The sequence below is a fragment of the Streptomyces sp. NPDC031274 genome (genome assembly GCF_055570235.1).
On sequence record NZ_JBVIHP010000005.1, the window covers coordinates 201,865 to 217,852 of the forward strand.

Annotated in this window: 15 protein-coding genes and 5 tRNA genes; 6 read left to right on the plus strand and 14 right to left on the minus strand. The window is 68.9% G+C overall.

Features of this window, described 5'->3' with window-relative positions:
* Nucleotides 1–142: 142 nt before the first annotated feature.
* From ACZ5CR_RS11020 to leuC, 4 genes are all read right to left on the minus strand, one after another.
* Nucleotides 143–826 carry an HU family DNA-binding protein gene (locus ACZ5CR_RS11020; RefSeq protein WP_468855921.1) on the minus strand — a complete coding sequence of 228 codons (684 nt, stop codon included), beginning with the start codon at nt 824–826 and terminating at the stop codon, nt 143–145.
* Nucleotides 827–988: 162 nt separating this feature from the next.
* Nucleotides 989–1,225 carry an SCO5555 family protein gene (locus ACZ5CR_RS11025; RefSeq protein WP_468855923.1) on the minus strand — a complete coding sequence of 79 codons (237 nt, stop codon included), beginning with the start codon at nt 1,223–1,225 and terminating at the stop codon, nt 989–991.
* A 239-nt stretch (nt 1,226–1,464) separates the two neighbouring features.
* Nucleotides 1,465–2,058 (minus strand): 3-isopropylmalate dehydratase small subunit, encoded by a 594-nt coding sequence (gene leuD, locus ACZ5CR_RS11030; RefSeq protein ID WP_468855926.1) that lies wholly within the window; start codon nt 2,056–2,058, stop codon nt 1,465–1,467.
* Between the two features lie 5 nt (nt 2,059–2,063).
* The gene (leuC, locus tag ACZ5CR_RS11035) at nt 2,064–3,497 is read right to left on the minus strand and encodes a 3-isopropylmalate dehydratase large subunit (protein WP_468855929.1); all 1,434 of its coding nucleotides are present in this window, start codon (nt 3,495–3,497) and stop codon (nt 2,064–2,066) included.
* 181 nt (nt 3,498–3,678) lie between these two features.
* On the opposite strand from leuC, the gene ndgR reads away from it, so the two are divergent.
* Nucleotides 3,679–4,395 carry an IclR family transcriptional regulator NdgR gene (gene ndgR, locus ACZ5CR_RS11040; RefSeq protein WP_383280905.1) on the plus strand — a complete coding sequence of 239 codons (717 nt, stop codon included), beginning with the start codon at nt 3,679–3,681 and terminating at the stop codon, nt 4,393–4,395.
* A gap of 142 nt (nt 4,396–4,537) precedes the next feature.
* Here ndgR and ACZ5CR_RS11045 read toward each other — a convergent pair whose 3' ends face one another.
* The gene (locus tag ACZ5CR_RS11045) at nt 4,538–4,996 is read right to left on the minus strand and encodes a DUF4188 domain-containing protein (RefSeq protein WP_468856194.1); all 459 of its coding nucleotides are present in this window, start codon (nt 4,994–4,996) and stop codon (nt 4,538–4,540) included.
* Between the two features lie 147 nt (nt 4,997–5,143).
* On the opposite strand from ACZ5CR_RS11045, the gene ACZ5CR_RS11050 reads away from it, so the two are divergent.
* The gene (locus tag ACZ5CR_RS11050; RefSeq protein WP_468855931.1) at nt 5,144–5,791 is read left to right on the plus strand and encodes a MerR family transcriptional regulator; all 648 of its coding nucleotides are present in this window, start codon (nt 5,144–5,146) and stop codon (nt 5,789–5,791) included.
* 70 nt (nt 5,792–5,861) lie between these two features.
* Here the strand turns inward: ACZ5CR_RS11050 and ACZ5CR_RS11055 are convergent.
* The 9 genes from ACZ5CR_RS11055 to ACZ5CR_RS11095 all read right to left on the minus strand — a co-directional run bounded on the left by ACZ5CR_RS11055 (nt 5,862) and on the right by ACZ5CR_RS11095 (nt 9,842).
* Nucleotides 5,862–5,934, minus strand: a tRNA-Glu gene (locus tag ACZ5CR_RS11055).
* Between the two features lie 21 nt (nt 5,935–5,955).
* A tRNA-Gln gene (locus ACZ5CR_RS11060) sits at nt 5,956–6,027 on the minus strand.
* Between the two features lie 28 nt (nt 6,028–6,055).
* A tRNA-Glu gene (locus tag ACZ5CR_RS11065) sits at nt 6,056–6,128 on the minus strand.
* Nucleotides 6,129–6,190: 62 nt separating this feature from the next.
* Nucleotides 6,191–6,263 (minus strand) — tRNA-Glu (locus tag ACZ5CR_RS11070).
* Between the two features lie 21 nt (nt 6,264–6,284).
* Nucleotides 6,285–6,356, minus strand: a tRNA-Gln gene (locus ACZ5CR_RS11075).
* Nucleotides 6,357–6,445: 89 nt separating this feature from the next.
* A complete protein-coding gene (locus ACZ5CR_RS11080; protein ID WP_468855933.1) occupies nt 6,446–7,171 on the minus strand; it encodes an HAD family hydrolase in 726 nt (241 codons plus the stop codon).
* 128 nt (nt 7,172–7,299) lie between these two features.
* Nucleotides 7,300–8,781 carry a glutamate--tRNA ligase gene (gene gltX, locus ACZ5CR_RS11085; RefSeq protein WP_468855935.1) on the minus strand — a complete coding sequence of 494 codons (1,482 nt, stop codon included), beginning with the start codon at nt 8,779–8,781 and terminating at the stop codon, nt 7,300–7,302.
* On the minus strand, nt 8,774–9,562 hold the full coding sequence (locus ACZ5CR_RS11090) for a fumarylacetoacetate hydrolase family protein (RefSeq protein ID WP_468855937.1): 789 nt from the start codon (nt 9,560–9,562) through the stop codon (nt 8,774–8,776). The genes gltX and ACZ5CR_RS11090 overlap by 8 nt, the downstream gene beginning before the upstream one ends.
* 79 nt (nt 9,563–9,641) lie before the next feature.
* Nucleotides 9,642–9,842 (minus strand): hypothetical protein, encoded by a 201-nt coding sequence (locus ACZ5CR_RS11095; RefSeq protein WP_468856195.1) that lies wholly within the window; start codon nt 9,840–9,842, stop codon nt 9,642–9,644.
* A gap of 573 nt (nt 9,843–10,415) precedes the next feature.
* Between ACZ5CR_RS11095 and ACZ5CR_RS11100 the strand changes: the two genes are divergently transcribed.
* From ACZ5CR_RS11100 to ACZ5CR_RS11115, 4 genes are all read left to right on the plus strand, one after another.
* On the plus strand, nt 10,416–14,315 hold the full coding sequence (locus ACZ5CR_RS11100) for a sensor histidine kinase (RefSeq protein ID WP_468855939.1): 3,900 nt from the start codon (nt 10,416–10,418) through the stop codon (nt 14,313–14,315).
* The gene (locus ACZ5CR_RS11105) at nt 14,316–14,735 is read left to right on the plus strand and encodes a roadblock/LC7 domain-containing protein (RefSeq protein ID WP_098244998.1); all 420 of its coding nucleotides are present in this window, start codon (nt 14,316–14,318) and stop codon (nt 14,733–14,735) included.
* Between the two features lie 119 nt (nt 14,736–14,854).
* Nucleotides 14,855–15,259: a DUF742 domain-containing protein gene (locus ACZ5CR_RS11110; protein WP_190084712.1), complete on the plus strand. Its 405-nt coding sequence runs from the start codon at nt 14,855–14,857 to the stop codon at nt 15,257–15,259.
* Nucleotides 15,240–15,824, plus strand: coding sequence for a GTP-binding protein (locus tag ACZ5CR_RS11115; protein WP_190084711.1), 585 nt, complete (start codon nt 15,240–15,242; stop codon nt 15,822–15,824). The genes ACZ5CR_RS11110 and ACZ5CR_RS11115 overlap by 20 nt, the downstream gene beginning before the upstream one ends.
* The last annotated feature ends 164 nt before the right edge of the window (nt 15,825–15,988 follow it).

Below are 15,988 nucleotides of genomic sequence, written 5' to 3' on the forward strand. Positions count from 1 at the left end.
GGGGGGGCTGAAAAGGTTTTGAACCCACCCTTATGGGGGCCAAGACCCCCAATGGGCCCCCCCCCTCCGAAGGCCACAACAAACCCAGTGACCGGGCCCCCGGGGGGGGACCCCGCCCCGGCGCGTGAGTGCCCTCGTGCCCTTACTTCTTGCGGGCGGTCGCCTTCTTGGCGGTGGTCTTGCGCGCCGTCGACTTCTTGGCGGGCGCGGTCTTCTTGGCGGTGGCCTTCTTGGTGGCCGGCGCGGTCTTCTTGGCGGTGGCCTTCTTGGCGGGAGCGGCCTTCTTGGCCGTCGCCTTCTTGGCCGTGGCCGCCTTCTTCGCCGTCGCCGTCGCCTTCTTGGCCGTCGCCTTCTTGGCCGTGGCCGCCTTCTTCGCCGTCGCCGTCGTCTTCTTGGCGGTGGCCTTCTTGGCGGGAGTGGCCTTCTTCGCCGCCGCCTTCTTGGCCGTGGCCTTCTTGGCCGCCGCCTTCTTGACGGTCGCCGAAGCGCTGCCGCCCGAAAGGCTGCCCTTGGGCGCCTTCTTGACCGCGACGTCGTTCTTCGGGAGCTTCTTCGAGCCGCTCACCAGGTCCTTGAAGCCCTGTCCTGCGCGGAAGCGCGGAACCGAGGTCTTCTTGACCCGAACGCGCTCCCCGGTCTGCGGGTTGCGGGCGTAACGGGCCGGACGGTCAACCTTCTCGAACGATCCGAAACCGGTGACCGAAACGCGGTCTCCGCTGACCACGGCACGGACGACTGCGTCCAGAACCGCGTCCACGGCGTCGGCGGCCTGCTGACGGCCACCCACCTTGTCGGCAATCGCTTCTACGAGCTGCGCCTTGTTCACGTCTTCCCCTTCGGAGACCTCGCCCGAGCGTATTCGCCAGGCTTTTTCGCACGTTAGGCAGATATATACCGCAAATCAAACACGAAACGGGCTAATCACCCTTGTGCCGCAACGAACTCAGCTGTCCATGAGTTCCTCGAAGGCCCGTTTGAGCCTTGTGGCTCAGGTGTCTTCGGGGAATCGACCCTCTTCAGCTTGCTCGAGGGACGCCATCAATAGCTCCAGACGCCTTGCCGCATCGGCGAGATCGTGTTTGGCCGCAGCCGTAATGACCAGCAGCTTCCGGGTCAGCGCCATCCGTACGCCCTCCGGGACTTGCAGTGCACGCACTCTTGAGTGCGCTTCCTTCAGTTGGTCCGCAACAAGCCCGTAGAGCTCGAGTTGGCTGTCACGTTCCATGCACCGATTGTGCCATCTGGGGCGAGTTGTCGCCTCCGCAGGGGGTAACTACCCACATCCGGCGCCCTCCTGAGGGTACCCGGTCGGAGCGAGTGCAAGGGGATTTCAAGCCTCTTATGCCGTCTGAATCAAGGGAGTTGAGACCACCCGTTCAGGCCATCGCGCAGCCGGAATGGGGCAGACACAGATGTACCCCCAACCGTCCACGATTGGGGGTACACCAGGGTGTTGCGGGGGTGTCAGACCTGCACCGTCCGCGGCTTGTACGAGGGGCGCGTCGACTCGTAGGCGGCGATGTCCGGCTCGTTCTGGAGCGTGATGCTGATGTCGTCCAGACCGTTCAGGAGACGCCAGCGGGCGTTCTCGTCGAGCTCGAAGTCGGCGGTGACGCCCTCGGCCCGAACCTGGCGATCCTGCAGGTCAACGGTGATTTCGGCCTGCGGGTCGGCCTCCGTGAGCGCCCAGAGCGCGTCCACGACCTTCTGGTCGAGCACGACGGTCAGCAGACCGTTCTTCAGCGAGTTGCCGCGGAAGATGTCGGCGAAGCGCGAGGAGATGACGGTCTTGAAGCCGAAGTTCTGCAGCGCCCAGACGGCGTGCTCGCGCGAGGAGCCCGTACCGAAGTCGGGTCCCGCGACCAGAACCGTGGCGCCCTGGCGCTCGGGTTTGTTCAGAACGAACTCGCCGTCCTTGCGCCAGGCCTCGAAGAGCCCGTCCTCAAATCCGTCCCGGGTGACCTTCTTCAGCCAGTGGGCGGGGATGATCTGGTCGGTGTCGACGTTGCTGCGGCGCAGCGGGACGGCCCGGCCGGTGTGCGTGGTGAATGCTTCCATGGCTCTCAGACTCCGGCGGTGACGGGGGCGTCAGGGGCATCGGTCAGGTCGGCGGGCGAGGCCAGATGGCCCGTCACCGCGGTGGCGGCGGCGACCTGGGGCGACACCAGATGGGTGCGGCCGCCCTTGCCCTGCCTGCCCTCGAAGTTGCGGTTGGACGTCGACGCGCAGCGCTCGCCGGGCGCCAGTTGGTCGGGGTTCATGCCCAGACACATCGAGCAGCCCGCGTGCCGCCATTCGGCGCCCGCGGCGGTGAAGACCTTGTCCAGGCCCTCCTCGATGGCCCGCAGGGCGACCCGGACCGAACCGGGAACGACCAGCATCCGTACGCCGTCGGCGACTTTGCGGCCCTCGACGATGGCGGCGGCCGCGCGCAGGTCCTCGATACGGCCGTTGGTGCAGGAGCCTACGAAGACGGTGTCGACCTTGATGTCGCGCAGCGCCTGTCCTGCGGTCAACCCCATGTATTCCAGGGCCTTTTCGGCGGCGTACCGCTCCGAGGCGTCTTCGTACGAAGCAGGGTCGGGGACCCGCTCCGAGAGCGGCGCGCCCTGGCCCGGGTTGGTGCCCCAGGTGACGAACGGCGCGAGCTTGGTGGCGTCGATGTAGACCTCGGCGTCGAAGACCGCGTCCTCGTCCGTCTTCAGGGTCTTCCAGTACGCGACCGCCGCGTCCCACTCCTCGCCCTTCGGGGCGTGGTCGCGGCCCTCGATGTAGTCGAAGGTGGTCGCGTCGGGGGCGATCATGCCCGCGCGGGCACCGGCCTCGATCGACATGTTGCAGATGGTCATGCGGGCTTCCATCGAGAGCTTCTCGATGGCGGAGCCGCGGTACTCCAGGACATAGCCCTGGCCGCCGCCGGTGCCGATCTTGGCGATGATGGCGAGGATCAGGTCCTTGGCCGTGACGGTGTCGGGCAGTTCGCCGTCGACCGTGATGGCCATGGTCTTCGGGGGTGCCATCGGCAGCGTCTGCGTGGCCAGGACGTGCTCGACCTGGGAGGTGCCGATGCCGAACGCCAGCGCGCCGAAGGCGCCGTGCGTGGAGGTGTGGGAGTCGCCGCAGACCACGGTCGTGCCGGGCTGGGTCAGTCCCAGCTGGGGCCCCACCACGTGGACGACGCCCTGCTCGACGTCGCCGAGCGAGTGCAGCCGCACGCCGAACTCGGCGCAGTTCTTGCGCAGCGTCTCCAACTGCGCCCGCGAGACCGGGTCGGCGATGGGCTTGTCGATGTCGAGGGTCGGGGTGTTGTGATCCTCGGTGGCGATGGTGAGGTCGAGGCGCCGCACAGGCCGGCCGGCCTGCCTGAGGCCGTCGAAGGCCTGCGGGCTGGTCACCTCGTGCAGCAGGTGCAGATCGATGAAGAGAAGGTCGGGCTCGCCTTCGGCGCGCCGGACGACGTGGTCGTCCCAGACCTTCTCCGCGAGTGTCCTACCCATCGCTTTCCCTCCGACCGGCTGTGTTGGCGCCGGCCCAACTAGAGAATTTTTCGTCCACGCCCGTACCCCTCGTACCGTGCGTGGACCGCTATCCGTTGGTCCGCGGATCGCACGTACAGGGTGACGTGTTCCATGGGAAATTGAACTTGCGTTTCACAGAGTGAGACGCGAGTATCGACGCATGGACAACTCTAGCGGCGTCGGCGTTCTCGACAAGGCGGCTCTCGTCTTGAGCGCCCTGGAGTCCGGCCCGGCCACCCTCGCGGGTCTGGTCGCGGCCACCGGACTCGCACGACCCACGGCACACCGTCTCGCCGTGGCACTGGAACACCACCGGATGGTGGCGCGCGACATGCAGGGCCGTTTCATTCTCGGCCCCCGGCTCTCGGAACTCGCGGCGGCGGCCGGCGAGGACCGTCTGCTCGCCACGGCGGGCCCGGTCCTCACGCACGTGCGTGACGTGACGGGCGAGAGCGCGCAGCTCTACCGCCGCCAGGGCGACATGCGCATCTGCGTCGCCGCGGCCGAGCGCCTCTCGGGCCTGCGGGACACGGTCCCCGTCGGCTCGACGCTGACGATGAAAGCGGGCTCGTCCGCGCAGATCCTGATGGCCTGGGAGGAGCCGGAGCGCCTGCACCGCGGCCTCCAGGGCGCCCGCTTCACGGCCACGGCCCTTTCGGGCGTACGCCGCCGGGGCTGGGCCCAGTCGATCGGCGAGCGGGAGCCCGGCGTCGCGTCCGTCTCCGCCCCCGTGCGCGGCCCCTCGAACCGCGTGGTCGCCGCCGTCTCCGTCTCCGGACCGATCGAGCGTCTGACCCGCCACCCGGGCCGCATGCACGCCCAGGCGGTCATCGACGCCGCCGGACGCCTGTCCGAGGCCCTGCGCCGCACGGGCTGAACAGGCCGGACCCGCACCACTCGCAGTCAGCACACAGAACGCCCGAGGGGCCGCCTCAACGCCGCGGCGCCCCCTCGGGCGTTCTCGTTTCTCGGATGCGCCTCTCCTGTACGCCTCTCGGATGCGCTTCTCGCGTGCGCCCTCAGGCCACCTTGAGACGGTCCGCGGCCCGCTCGCCCCGCCGCCCGACGGGCACCACACCGACGGCCTTCCCCAGGCCGAACTCCGGCATGTTCACGTACACCTGCTCATGGGCACCGGCCGGTACGACGTACGTCTCGTGCCAGAAACCGACCTTCCCCTTGCCCTCCCGCATCCGCCGGTTGAAGGCGGCCCAGGCGGACCGGTGCTCCTTGTCCTGTGCGGACGCGTAGGCGGTCAGCTTCTCCGACGACTCCCAGTACTGAACGATGTACAGCAGCCGCGTGCCGCCGCGCAGCAGCTGATAGCCCAGCATGCCGCTCTCCCGGTCCTTGGACAGCTCCTTGAGCATGGGCGGCATCGCCCGGAAGACGGGCCACCAGCTGCGCACGGCCCGGAAGTTGTTGATGTGCATCCCGATGGTGAAGACGGTCACGCCGCCCTGCGCGTCGGCGGTCATCCGCCCTTCGATCGGCTTGCTGCTCACGATGGTTCCCCCTCCAGGAGAGCGTTGGATAGTGTTGCTATCCATGATTGGATAGTGCCACTCCCCAAGCGGATGCGCAAGAGGGAACCAGCAAGAGAGAGCAAGAGGGAGAGCGAGCCGATGAGACTGGCGGAGCTCAGCACGCGCAGCGGGGTCTCGACGGCCACGATCAAGTACTACCTGCGCGAGGGCCTGCTCCCGCCGGGCCGCCGCGTGAGCGCGACCCAGGCCGAGTACGACGAGAAGCACCTGCGGCGACTGCGCCTCGTCCGCGCGCTCATCCAGGTGGGCCGGGTGCCGATCGCCTCCGCGAGGGAGGTGCTCACCGCCCTGGAGGACGACTCCCTGGACCACAGCTCCCGCCTGGGCACGGCCGTCTGGGCACTCCCCCACGGCCCCGAGCCCGTCGAGGACGACCCGGCGACGGTGACGGCACGGCACACGGTCGACGCCCTGCTCGAACGGCTCGACTGGCGGTACGGACAGGGCTACGGGCCCGAGTCACCGGCGTACGGAATGCTCGTGACCGCGGTCGCGACGCTCGCCCGGCTCGGATACCCCTGCGGCGTAGACGACTTGACGCCCTACGCGCGCTCGGCGGGTCAACTGGCCGTAGCCGACCTGGACTTGGTGGAGCGCTTCGATTCGCCCGACGAACAGCTCGAAGCGGCGGTCGCGCTCACCGTCCTCTACGAGCCGGTCCTGCTGAGCCTGCGCAGGCTCGCCCAGGCCGAGGAATCCAACAGCCGCTACAGGCAGCAGGATTGACCGGAGAGCGGCACGGGCGAGGGAACGACGAAGGGGCCCTCCCTTACGGGAAGGCCCCTTCTCGATCGCGTACCCCCGACCGGATTCGAACCGGCGCTACCGCCTTGAGAGGGCGGCGTGCTAGGCCGCTACACAACGGGGGCTAGCTGTCCTGCTGTACTGCGCTGGGCTACCAGGACTCGAACCTAGAACAACGGAACCAGAAACCGTCGTGTTGCCAATTACACCATAGCCCACTGTGGTCTAGACCAGCTAGACCCTGCGTACCCCCGACCGGATTCGAACCGGCGCTACCGCCTTGAGAGGGCGGCGTGCTAGGCCGCTACACAACGGGGGCCCTAGCGATCCTGCATCGGTAGCAGTGGGTGCGACCCTGACTGCTTCCATGGGAAGGATCTGTACCCCCGACCGGATTCGAACCGGCGCTACCGCCTTGAGAGGGCGGCGTGCTAGGCCGCTACACAACGGGGGCGTTGCAGATAAGCTCTGCGAGCTGGCCTACCAGGACTCGAACCTAGACTAACGGAACCAGAAACCGTCGTGCTGCCAATTACACCATAGGCCATCGATACGCAACCCCGTGCAGGAGTTTTGCTTCGACTTACGTCTCCCTGTCCGGACCTTTCGGCCTTCTCGGGCGGCGCAGGAAGAACATTACCCGAAGGTGGACGGCGCTCCAAAACGGGTATCGGCGCGGAGCAGCGCCGGCAGCTCCGCGAGACGCGTGATGCGGTGCACGCCCGACGGGCCTTCCTGGGACGCGCTGTTGCGGTCGAGCCAGATCCCGAGAAGACCCGCGTCCCGGGCGCCTCGCGCGTCGATCTCCGGCTGGTCCCCCACGTAGGCGACTTCCTCGGGAGCCAGGTCCATCGCCGTGCACACCGCGAGGAAGGCCTCCGCCGCGGGCTTGGAGACGCCGAGTTCGGCGGCGCACAGGACGGACTCGAAGCGGTCGCGCACACCGAGGACGCGCAGTTTGTGGTCCTGGACGATCAGGGCGGAGTTGGACAGGACCGCGTGACGGTAATCACCGGCGAGGGAGTCCAGGACGGGGATGGTGTCGGGGAAGAGCTTCCACGCGGATTCGTAGTGGACGAGATAACGCTCGAACCAGGCGTCCGCCTCCTGATCGGTCAGGACGGCGTCCAGAAACTCGCGTACCCGGTCACGGCGCTGCGCCTCGAACGCGATCCCTCCGGCGCTGAAGCGCGCCCAGTGGCGCTCGGTGACCTCTTTCCACAGCACGAGGGCACGCTCGGCGGTCTCGTACCGCTCGATGAGGCCTTCGGCGGTGAGGTGGGCGTGCATACCGGCGGTGTCGGCGTGCGCGTAATCGAAGATCGTGTCGTCTACGTCCCAGACCACGGCTTTGATCGGCATGGCTTCGACGGTAGTCGCAGCCGCCGCTCCCGGCTGGGGGTTCCGGGTTGTCCCCGAAGAACGCAGCGCGAAGGGCCCGGGAGCCGTCGTGGCTTCCGGGCCCTTCGTTCTCTTTTGTACGTGCGCGCCTACGCGGCCAGCTTCGCCAGGGTCGCGTCGATGCGGGCCAGCGACTTCTCCTTGCCCAGGATCTCCAGGGACTCGAAGAGGGGCAGGCCGACCGTGCGGCCCGTGACGGCCACGCGGACCGGGGCCTGGGCCTTGCCGAGCTTCAGGCCGTGCTCCTCGCCGGCGGCCAGGACGGCCTCCTTGAGGGACTCGGGGGACGTCCAGTCGGCGGCGTCGAGCTTGGCGCGGGCCGTCGTCAGGAGCGCGGCCGGGTCGCCCTTGCCCATGGCCTTCGCCCAGGACGCCTCGTCCTCGACGGGCTCGTCCAGGAAGAGGAAGTCCACGTTCTCCGTGATCTCGGAGAGGACCTTGATGCGGGTCTGCGCGTGGGGGGCGATGGCCTCCCAGGCCGCCTGGTCGAAGGCCTCGGGGGCCCAGTTGGCGTGCGGGGCCTTCAGCCAGGGCTCGCAGGCCGCCGCGAACGCCTTCACGTCCAGCATGCGGATGTGGTCGGCGTTGATCGCCTCGGCCTTCTTCAGGTCGAAGCGGGCCGGGTTGGCGTTCACGTCCGCGAGGTCGAACTTGGCGACCATGTCGGGCATCGAGAAGACGTCCTGGTCCGCGGAGAACGACCAGCCCAGGAGGGACAGGTAGTTGAGGAGGCCCTCGGGGAGGAAGCCGCGCTCGCGGTAGAGGTTCAGGGACGCCTGCGGGTCGCGCTTGGAGAGCTTCTTGTTGCCCTCGCCCATGACGTACGGGAGGTGGCCGAAGGCCGGGGTCTCCTTGGCGATGCCCAGGTCCGTCAGCGCCTTGTAGAGCGCGATCTGGCGCGGGGTCGAGGAGAGCAGGTCCTCGCCGCGCAGGACGTGGGTGATCTCCATCAGGGCGTCGTCGACCGGGTTCACCAGGGTGTAGAGCGGTGCTCCGTTGGCGCGGACGATGCCGTAGTCCGGGAGGTTCTCCGGCTGGACGGTGATCTCGCCGCGGACCAGGTCCGTGAACGTGATCGCCTCGTCGGGCATGCGGAAACGGACGATGGGCTTGCGGCCCTCCGTCTCGTACGCGGCACGCTGCTCGGTGGTCAGGTCGCGGCAGTGGCCGTCGTAGCCGGACGCCTTGCCCGCGGCGCGGGCGGCCTCGCGGCGGGCGTCCAGCTCCTCCGTGGAGCAGTAGCAGTAGTACGCGCGGCCGGCGTCCAGGAGCTTGGCGGCGACATCCTGGTAGATGTCCATGCGCTGCGACTGGCGGTACGGCGCGTGCGGGCCGCCGACCTCGGGGCCCTCGTCCCAGTCGAAGCCCAGCCAGCGCATCGCTTCGAGCAGCTGCTCGTAGGACTCCTCCGAGTCGCGAGCCGCGTCGGTGTCCTCGATGCGGAAGACCAGGGAGCCCTCGTTGTGCCGGGCGTAGGCCCAGTTGAAGAGCGCGGTGCGGACCAGACCCACGTGGGGGTTGCCGGTCGGCGAGGGACAGAAACGTACGCGTACGGGAGTCGCGTTAGCCACGCTTGATCACCTTGTTGGTGAGAGTGCCGATGCCTTCGATGGTGACGGCGACCTCGTCGCCGACGTTGAGGGGGCCGACCCCTGCCGGGGTGCCCGTGAGGATGACGTCGCCCGGGAGCAGCGTCATGGCCTCGGAGATGTGCACGATCAGGTCCTCGATGGAGCGGACCATGTCGGTCGTACGCCCCAGCTGGCGCTGTTCGCCGTTGACCGTGCACTGGATGGTGAGGTCGGAGGGGTCGAGGTCGGTCTCCACCCAGGGGCCGAGCGGGCAGGAGCTGTCGAAGCCCTTGGCCCTGGCCCACTGCTTCTCGCGCTGCTGCACGTCACGCGCGGTGACGTCGTTGGCGCAGGTGTAGCCGAGGATGACGTCACGGGCGCGCTCGCGCGGGACCTCGCGGCACATACGGCCGATGACCACGGCGAGCTCGGCCTCGTAGTGCACCTCCTGCGAGAAGGAGGGGTACGCGATGGAGTCGCCGGGGCCGATCACCGAGGTGGACGGCTTGAAGAAGGCGACGGGGATGTCGGGGACCTCGTTGCCGAGTTCCTTCGCGTGATCCGCGTAGTTGCGGCCGATGCCCACGACCTTGTTGGGGAGCACCGGAGGCAGCAGCCTGACCTTGCTCAGCGGGACCTTCGTGCCGGAGAGCTCGAAGTCCGCGAACGGGATGCCCTTGATGATGTCGAGGACGAGCCCGTCGGTCGTTCCGGGGGGACTTTCGCCCTCGACCGCGCCGAAGGCGACGTTGCCGTCGATGGAGAACCTGGCGATGCGCACGTGAGCGTTGGCCCCTTGCTGGTGTGGGGTGGAGTCTGACGCTCCAGGCTAACGCGGCAAGGGGGTCCGGCCTCTCGTATTAGCCCGCGAGCGGGAGCTGCGGCTCCGGCGCGTCCATCAGGACCGTGCGCTTGGGGTTGGCCGTCTGCGTCGGCAGTTCGGTGGAGTGCTCCGGCTGCTCGGCGGCCGGGGCGACCTCCTGCGCGTCCGTGAGGTGGGCGAGGGTGGTGCGGCGGGGGTTGGCTATGTTGCGGAACATCGCCGACTTCACAGTCTTCATCTGCTGTTCGAGCCTTGTCAGTTGTGGCGTCGTGTGGCGGACGCGGGTTGTCGGATGTGCCATCCCTGTAAAGCGTCAGGCTAAACATCCAATTCCCGCCCAAAGCCAGGATGAGACCTTGATCTTGATGTGAGTTTCCTCACGAGCGAGCGGGCAAATGGGTCAATTCAGGCTCGTGAAGGGCTTGTTGGAATCGGACATTGCGCCACTGAAGCAATCATTCCGCTCCCGATCATGAACACTGGGACACCCCTGGTCCACGGGTTTCCTGGGCCCAATCGACCATTTTGCCCCGTTCACTTTCTACGTCTCGTGACACGCCCCTCACGCCGGGTCACGGAAGTCCCGGCGCGACACACGGGCCTTGTTGGAGATCCTGCACTGTGCTGGAATTCCCGGGACCGCCGCGGGATCGAACCGGCGCGCAGGGGCGCAACGCAGCGCCGAGTGGCGGCGGGGAAGGGGAGCAGCGCCGGTCACTCACGACCACCATGGGGCGTTACGCGCCCCACGACGCCGACACCGTCCCGCCGTTTGTGCGGAGGGACGCCTGGTCCAGAGGTTGCGACGCTAGTGCAGGGACGTTTCAAGAGGGATGGCAGCGGCGCTGCGGCGGAGCCGGAGCGCGGCGGGACCGATCGCGGCTCCTCGGCCCAGCACGCCCAGAACCCCGGGCAGGCACCGTCCGGCGACAGCGGACTCGGCGCCGCGCGCGGCACGAGCGGCGGCACGAGCCTGCCCACGGCCGCTCCGACACCGGGCGGCTCGACGGGCACGGTCAAGTCGCCCACCGGCCCCGGCTCGCGAATAGCCCTGCGCAACTGGCGCATCTCCACCCGCCTCGTCTCGCTGCTCGCGCTCCCCGTGATCACCGCGACCTCTCTCGGCGCTCTTCGTATCAATGAGTCGATGGACGAGATCCAGCAGCTCAACAACATGAAGATGCTGACCGACATGACCAAGCGGGCCACCGAGCTGGCCTCCGCGCTCCAGGAGGAGCGCGACCGCTCGGCAGGTCCCCTCGCGCACGGCGCGAAGTCGTCGGACTACGTGGTCAAGGGCTCCCGGCAGAAGACCGACCGCGCGTACAACCGTTTCCTCCAGGAGACGCAGGAGCTCGACAACACCGACAGCAACAAGGGTCTCCTCGGCGTCCGGGCGAACACGGTCGAGATCACCCAGCAGCTCCAGAAGATCAACGACGTACGCAAGAACGCCTACAGCGACGCGAACTCGACGTCGCAGACGGTCGACGCCTACAGCCAGCTCATCGAGCAGCTGCTGAGCCTGTCCTCGGACATGGCGCAGGCGACGAGCAACCCGGACATGATCCAGCGCACCCGCGCCCTGACGGCCTTCTCCTCCGCCAAGGAGTACGCCTCGGTGCAGCGCGCCGTGATCGCCGCCTCGCTTCCCGCGGGCGACAGCACGTTCGGCAAGATCTCCGAGACCGACCGGCGCTACGGCTGGGCCGCGCTCGACAAGGAGAACTCCGAACTGGATGCCTTCAAGGGCATCTACGCGGGCAACCCCGACGAGCTGACCAAGCCCATCGACGGCGGCAACTCCTCCATCAAGGGCGCCGACTCCTACGCCAAGCGTGTGCTTGAGCAGGAGGGCGGCATCAAGCTCCAGGACAAGCGCTCGTACAAGGACTGGGTCGACAACGACACCACCAAGATCGACGCGATGTCCAAGATCGAGCTCACGCTGCTCAACGAGATGGAGCAGAAGGCCCGCGAGCTGCGCAACGAGTCCGAGCAGGCCGCCATCCTCAACGGTGCGCTGATCCTGCTCGTCCTCGGTGTCTCGCTCGTCGGCGCCTTCGTCGTGGCCCGGTCCATGATCCGCTCGCTGCGGCGCCTCCAGGACACCGCGACCAAGGTCGCCCAGGACCGGCTGCCCGAGCTCGTCAAGCAGCTCTCCGAGGCCGACCCGCAGGACGTCGACACCTCCGTCGAGTCCGTCGGTGTGCACTCCAGGGACGAGATCGGCCAGGTGGCCGCGGCCTTCGACGACGTGCACCGCGAGGCCGTCCGCCTCGCCGCCGAGCAGGCGCTCCTGCGAGGCAACGTCAACGCGATGTTCACCAACCTCTCGCGCCGTTCGCAGGGCCTCATCCAGCGCCAGCTCTCGCTCATCTCCGAGCTGGAGTCGCGCGAGGCCGACCCGGACCAGCTCTCCTCGCTCTTCAAGCTCGACCACCTCGCGACCCGCATGCGCCGTAACGGCGAGAACCTCCTCGTGCTCGCCGGTGAGGAGCCCGGCCGCCGCTGGACCCGGCCCGTCCCGCTCGTCGACGTGCTGCGTGCCGCCGCGTCCGAGGTGGAGCAGTACGAGCGCATCGAGCTCTCCGCGGTCCCCACGACCGAGGTCGCCGGACGCGTGGTCAACGACCTCGTGCACCTGCTCGCCGAGCTCCTGGAGAACGCGACCTCGTTCTCCTCGCCGCAGACCAAGGTCAAGGTCACCGGTCACGCGCTGCCCGACGGGCGAGTGCTGATCGAGATCCACGACACGGGCATCGGCCTCTCCCCCGAGGACCTCGCCGCGATCAACGAGCGGCTCGCGTCGCCGCCCACCGTGGACGTCTCGGTCTCGCGCCGCATGGGTCTGTTCGTGGTCGGCCGTCTGTCGCAGCGCCACGGCATCCGCATCCAGCTCCGTCCGTCGGACTCCGGCGGCACGACCGCGCTGGTCATGCTGCCCGTCGATGTCGCCCAGGGCGGCAAGAACGCGCCGAACAAGCCCGGTGCGCCCCTCCCCGGCCAGAGCGGTGGCCCCGTCGCCGCGCAGGCCTCCGCCGGTGCCGCCGCCGCGCGTCGTGGAGTCGGCGCAGGAAGCGGTGCGCCCGGCTCGGCTCCCGCGGGTGCCGCGGGCCGGCTCGGTGCGGGTCCGCCGCGTGGTCAGGTCGCGGGAACGGGGCCGCGGGCCGCGCTGCCCTCGCGTGACGCGGGGCCGCGGGCCGGTTCGCCGTCCGCTCCGGCGAATCCTTCCGGCCAGCTGCCTCCCCGGCAGGGGGCGCCCGGTCTCGGCTCCGGCACCACGGGCTCTTCCGGCGGGAGCCTCTTCGAGGGCGGGCAGGGCAGTGGCCGCGGTCAGGGTTCCGCGCCGCAGCCTCCCGTACCCCAGCAGCGTACGAATCCGGTGAACCCCGCCGGGCCCATGAACCCCGCCGCGCCCATGAACTCCTCCGCGAACGACGGCGGGGACCAGGGGCGCAGGCCGCAGCTGCCGCCGCGCGGTGGCCCGCGTGCCGAGCTTCCCGGGGGCAACCCGCAGCCGCGCGTGCCCAGTTGGAGCGACGAGAACGCGCAGCCGCAGATCTCGCGCGAGCCGTTCGACACCCCGCGCGGGCACGAGGAGCCGGAGTCCACCGGACAGTTCCCGCACCCCGTGGCGGGCGCGGGCGCGCAGGGCCCCGGCTCGACCGCCGAGTTCCCGCGGCCGGACTTCAACGGGCCTCCGCCCGGTACGGGTTCGCCGCAGAACGCCGATCACGGTCAGCAGGGCGGTCAGGGACAGAGCCAGAGTCAGGGCCAGAACCAGGATCAGGGGCAGAACCAGGGCCAGGGTCGAGGTCACGGCCAGCAGGGCACCGGGCAGTACGTCCGCCCGGACGTCTTCGGTGGTCAGAGCGGCTCCTCCGGCTCGGGCACCGGGCAGTTCCAGCGTCCCGGCACCAGCGCCCCCGGCTACAACGGCGAGGCACCTCGGCGCGGTCAGGGCCCCGGTCAGGGCCAGGGCCAGGGTCAGGGCCCCGGTGTTCAGCAGGGGCAGGGCGGCCCGCTCGGCATCCCGCCGGTGCCGCAACAGCCCTCGCAGCAGCAGCCGCACCAACCCCAGCAGCCCTCGCAGTCGGAGGGCCTGCCGCCCGCCGGTCCCGGCGACGGCAGCACCCCGCTGTTCGACACGCTGGAGACCAACTGGTTCCAGCAGCAGCAACAGCAGCAGCCCCAGCAAGGGCACCAGGGCTCGCAGGGCGACGACCGCTCCCCCGAGCAGCAGCAGCCGCAGCAACCCCTGCGTCCGCAGCGCCCGCAGCCCTCGTCGCCCCTCCCGTCACGGCCGCAGGGACAGCAGCCCCAGAACCCGGGCATGCCCCAGCGCCCGGTCTCAGCACCCGCCCCCGCGTCCAACGGCAACGGCGGCGGCAACATCAACAACGTCACGAACGGCAGCGCCGCCTCGTGGCGCACCTCGCCCAACGACGAGCTGGGCCGCCAGGCCGAGCGCGTCCGGCAGCCGTCCGCCGGTGGTGTCACCACGTCCGGCCTGCCGCGCCGCGTCCCACGAGCCAACCTCGTCGCGGGCACCGCGCAGCAGCAGCAGGAAAGCACAGGTCCGCAGGTCTCGCGTGCGCCCGATGACGTGCGCGGCCGGCTGACGAATCTCCGTCGGGGCATCCAGCAGGGTCGCCAGGCCGGTACGGGCCAGACCGGCAGCTTCCCCACTCACCAGCAGGAGCGTTAGTTGAGTCCGAGTCAGGCGGCACAGAATCTGAACTGGCTGATCACGAACTTCGTGGACAACACCCCTGGGGTGTCCCACACGGTCGTGGTCTCCGCCGACGGCCTCCTTCTGGCGATGTCCGAGGGATTCCCGCGTGACCGCGCCGATCAGCTGGCGGCGGTCGCGTCGGGTCTGACCTCGCTCACCGCCGGGGCCTCCCGGATCTTCGAGGGCGGCGCCGTCACCCAGACCGTCGTGGAGATGGAGCGGGGGTTCCTCTTCCTCATGTCTGTCTCCGACGGTTCCTCCCTGGCCGTGCTCGCGCACCCGGAGTGCGACATCGGCCTCGTCGGATACGAGATGGCGTTGCTCGTCGACCGCGCGGGCGCCGTCCTCACCCCGGACCTCCGCGCCGAACTGCAGGGCAGCCTGTTGCACTGAATTTCTTCATCGGCCGCCCCACCGACCGAACGTACTGACCACCGTCCGGCCAACCTGGTGCCCCCCACCGGCTCTATCAGACGGCACGCAGATCACCTGCTGTCCCGCCCGGAGGATCCATGACCCCGCCCAACGCCTCTCACGATCCGTACGGCTCTCACGCGTCGTACGGGATTGAAGGCGACCAGCCGCTGGTGCGTCCTTACGCGATGACCGGCGGCCGGACAAGGCCCCGCTACCAGCTCGCGATAGAGGCGCTGGTGAGCACGACGGCCGACCCGGCGCAGCTGATGGGGCTGCTCCCCGAGCACCAGCGCATCTGCCACCTGTGCCGTGAGGTCAAGTCGGTGGCCGAGGTGTCGGCCCTGCTCTCCATGCCGCTCGGCGTGGCCCGGATTCTCGTGGCCGACCTGGCAGAGGCCGGGCTCGTCGCCATTCACCAGCCCGGCGGCGACGAGAACGCCGGCGGTCAGCCTGACGTGACACTGCTCGAAAGGGTGCTCAGTGGACTTCGCAAGCTCTAGCAGCGGAGCGCCGGCTCGCTCCACCACCTCCGCGAAAATCGTGGTGGCGGGCGGCTTCGGCGTGGGCAAGACCACGTTCGTGGGCGCGGTCTCCGAGATCAACCCGCTGCGCACCGAGGCCGTCATGACGTCCGCGTCCGCGGGCATCGACGACCTCACCCACACCGGGGACAAGACCACCACCACGGTGGCCATGGACTTCGGCCGCATCACCCTGGACCAGGACCTGATCCTGTACCTCTTCGGTACGCCCGGTCAGGACCGCTTCTGGTTCATGTGGGACGACCTCGTACGCGGCGCGATCGGCGCCGTCGTGCTCGTGGACACCCGCCGTCTCGCCGACTGCTTCCCGGCCGTCGACTACTTCGAGAACAGCGGCCTGCCTTTCGTCATCGCCCTCAACGGCTTCGACGGCCACCAGCCGTACACCCCCGATGAGGTCCGCGAGGCGCTGCAGATCGGCCCCAACACCCCGATCATCACCACCGATGCCCGACACCGTGCGGACGCAAAGAGCGGCCTGATCACGCTGGTCGAGCACGCACTTATGGCACGACTCAAGTAGACGAGGGCGTACGGAAGTTGCCGTAGATTCAACAGAGCGGCCTGTGTCCTTGGACACGGGTGGCCGCTCTGTTCATAACGTTTCGACAGAGAATTCACCGGGCGCCACCACGCGTCGCGGTCATTCAGTGTCGCTACGCGCACGAGAGCCCCGCCTTTTGGCGG

Bases quoted from the DNA above. Each gene is read 5' to 3' on its own strand.
- ACZ5CR_RS11025 (WP_468855923.1), bottom strand. From the start codon at position 1,225: ATGGAACGTGACAGCCAACTCGAGCTCTACGGGCTTGTTGCGGACCAA.
- leuD (WP_468855926.1), bottom strand. From the start codon at position 2,058: ATGGAAGCATTCACCACGCACACCGGCCGGGCCGTCCCGCTGCGCCGC.
- leuC (WP_468855929.1), bottom strand. From the start codon at position 3,497: ATGGGTAGGACACTCGCGGAGAAGGTCTGGGACGACCACGTCGTCCGG.
- ndgR (WP_383280905.1), top strand. From the start codon at position 3,679: ATGGACAACTCTAGCGGCGTCGGCGTTCTCGACAAGGCGGCTCTCGTC.
- ACZ5CR_RS11045 (WP_468856194.1), bottom strand. From the start codon at position 4,996: ATGACCGCCGACGCGCAGGGCGGCGTGACCGTCTTCACCATCGGGATG.
- ACZ5CR_RS11050 (WP_468855931.1), top strand. From the start codon at position 5,144: ATGAGACTGGCGGAGCTCAGCACGCGCAGCGGGGTCTCGACGGCCACG.
- ACZ5CR_RS11080 (WP_468855933.1), bottom strand. From the start codon at position 7,171: ATGCCGATCAAAGCCGTGGTCTGGGACGTAGACGACACGATCTTCGAT.
- ACZ5CR_RS11095 (WP_468856195.1), bottom strand. From the start codon at position 9,842: ATGAAGACTGTGAAGTCGGCGATGTTCCGCAACATAGCCAACCCCCGC.
- ACZ5CR_RS11110 (WP_190084712.1), top strand. From the start codon at position 14,855: ATGACCCCGCCCAACGCCTCTCACGATCCGTACGGCTCTCACGCGTCG.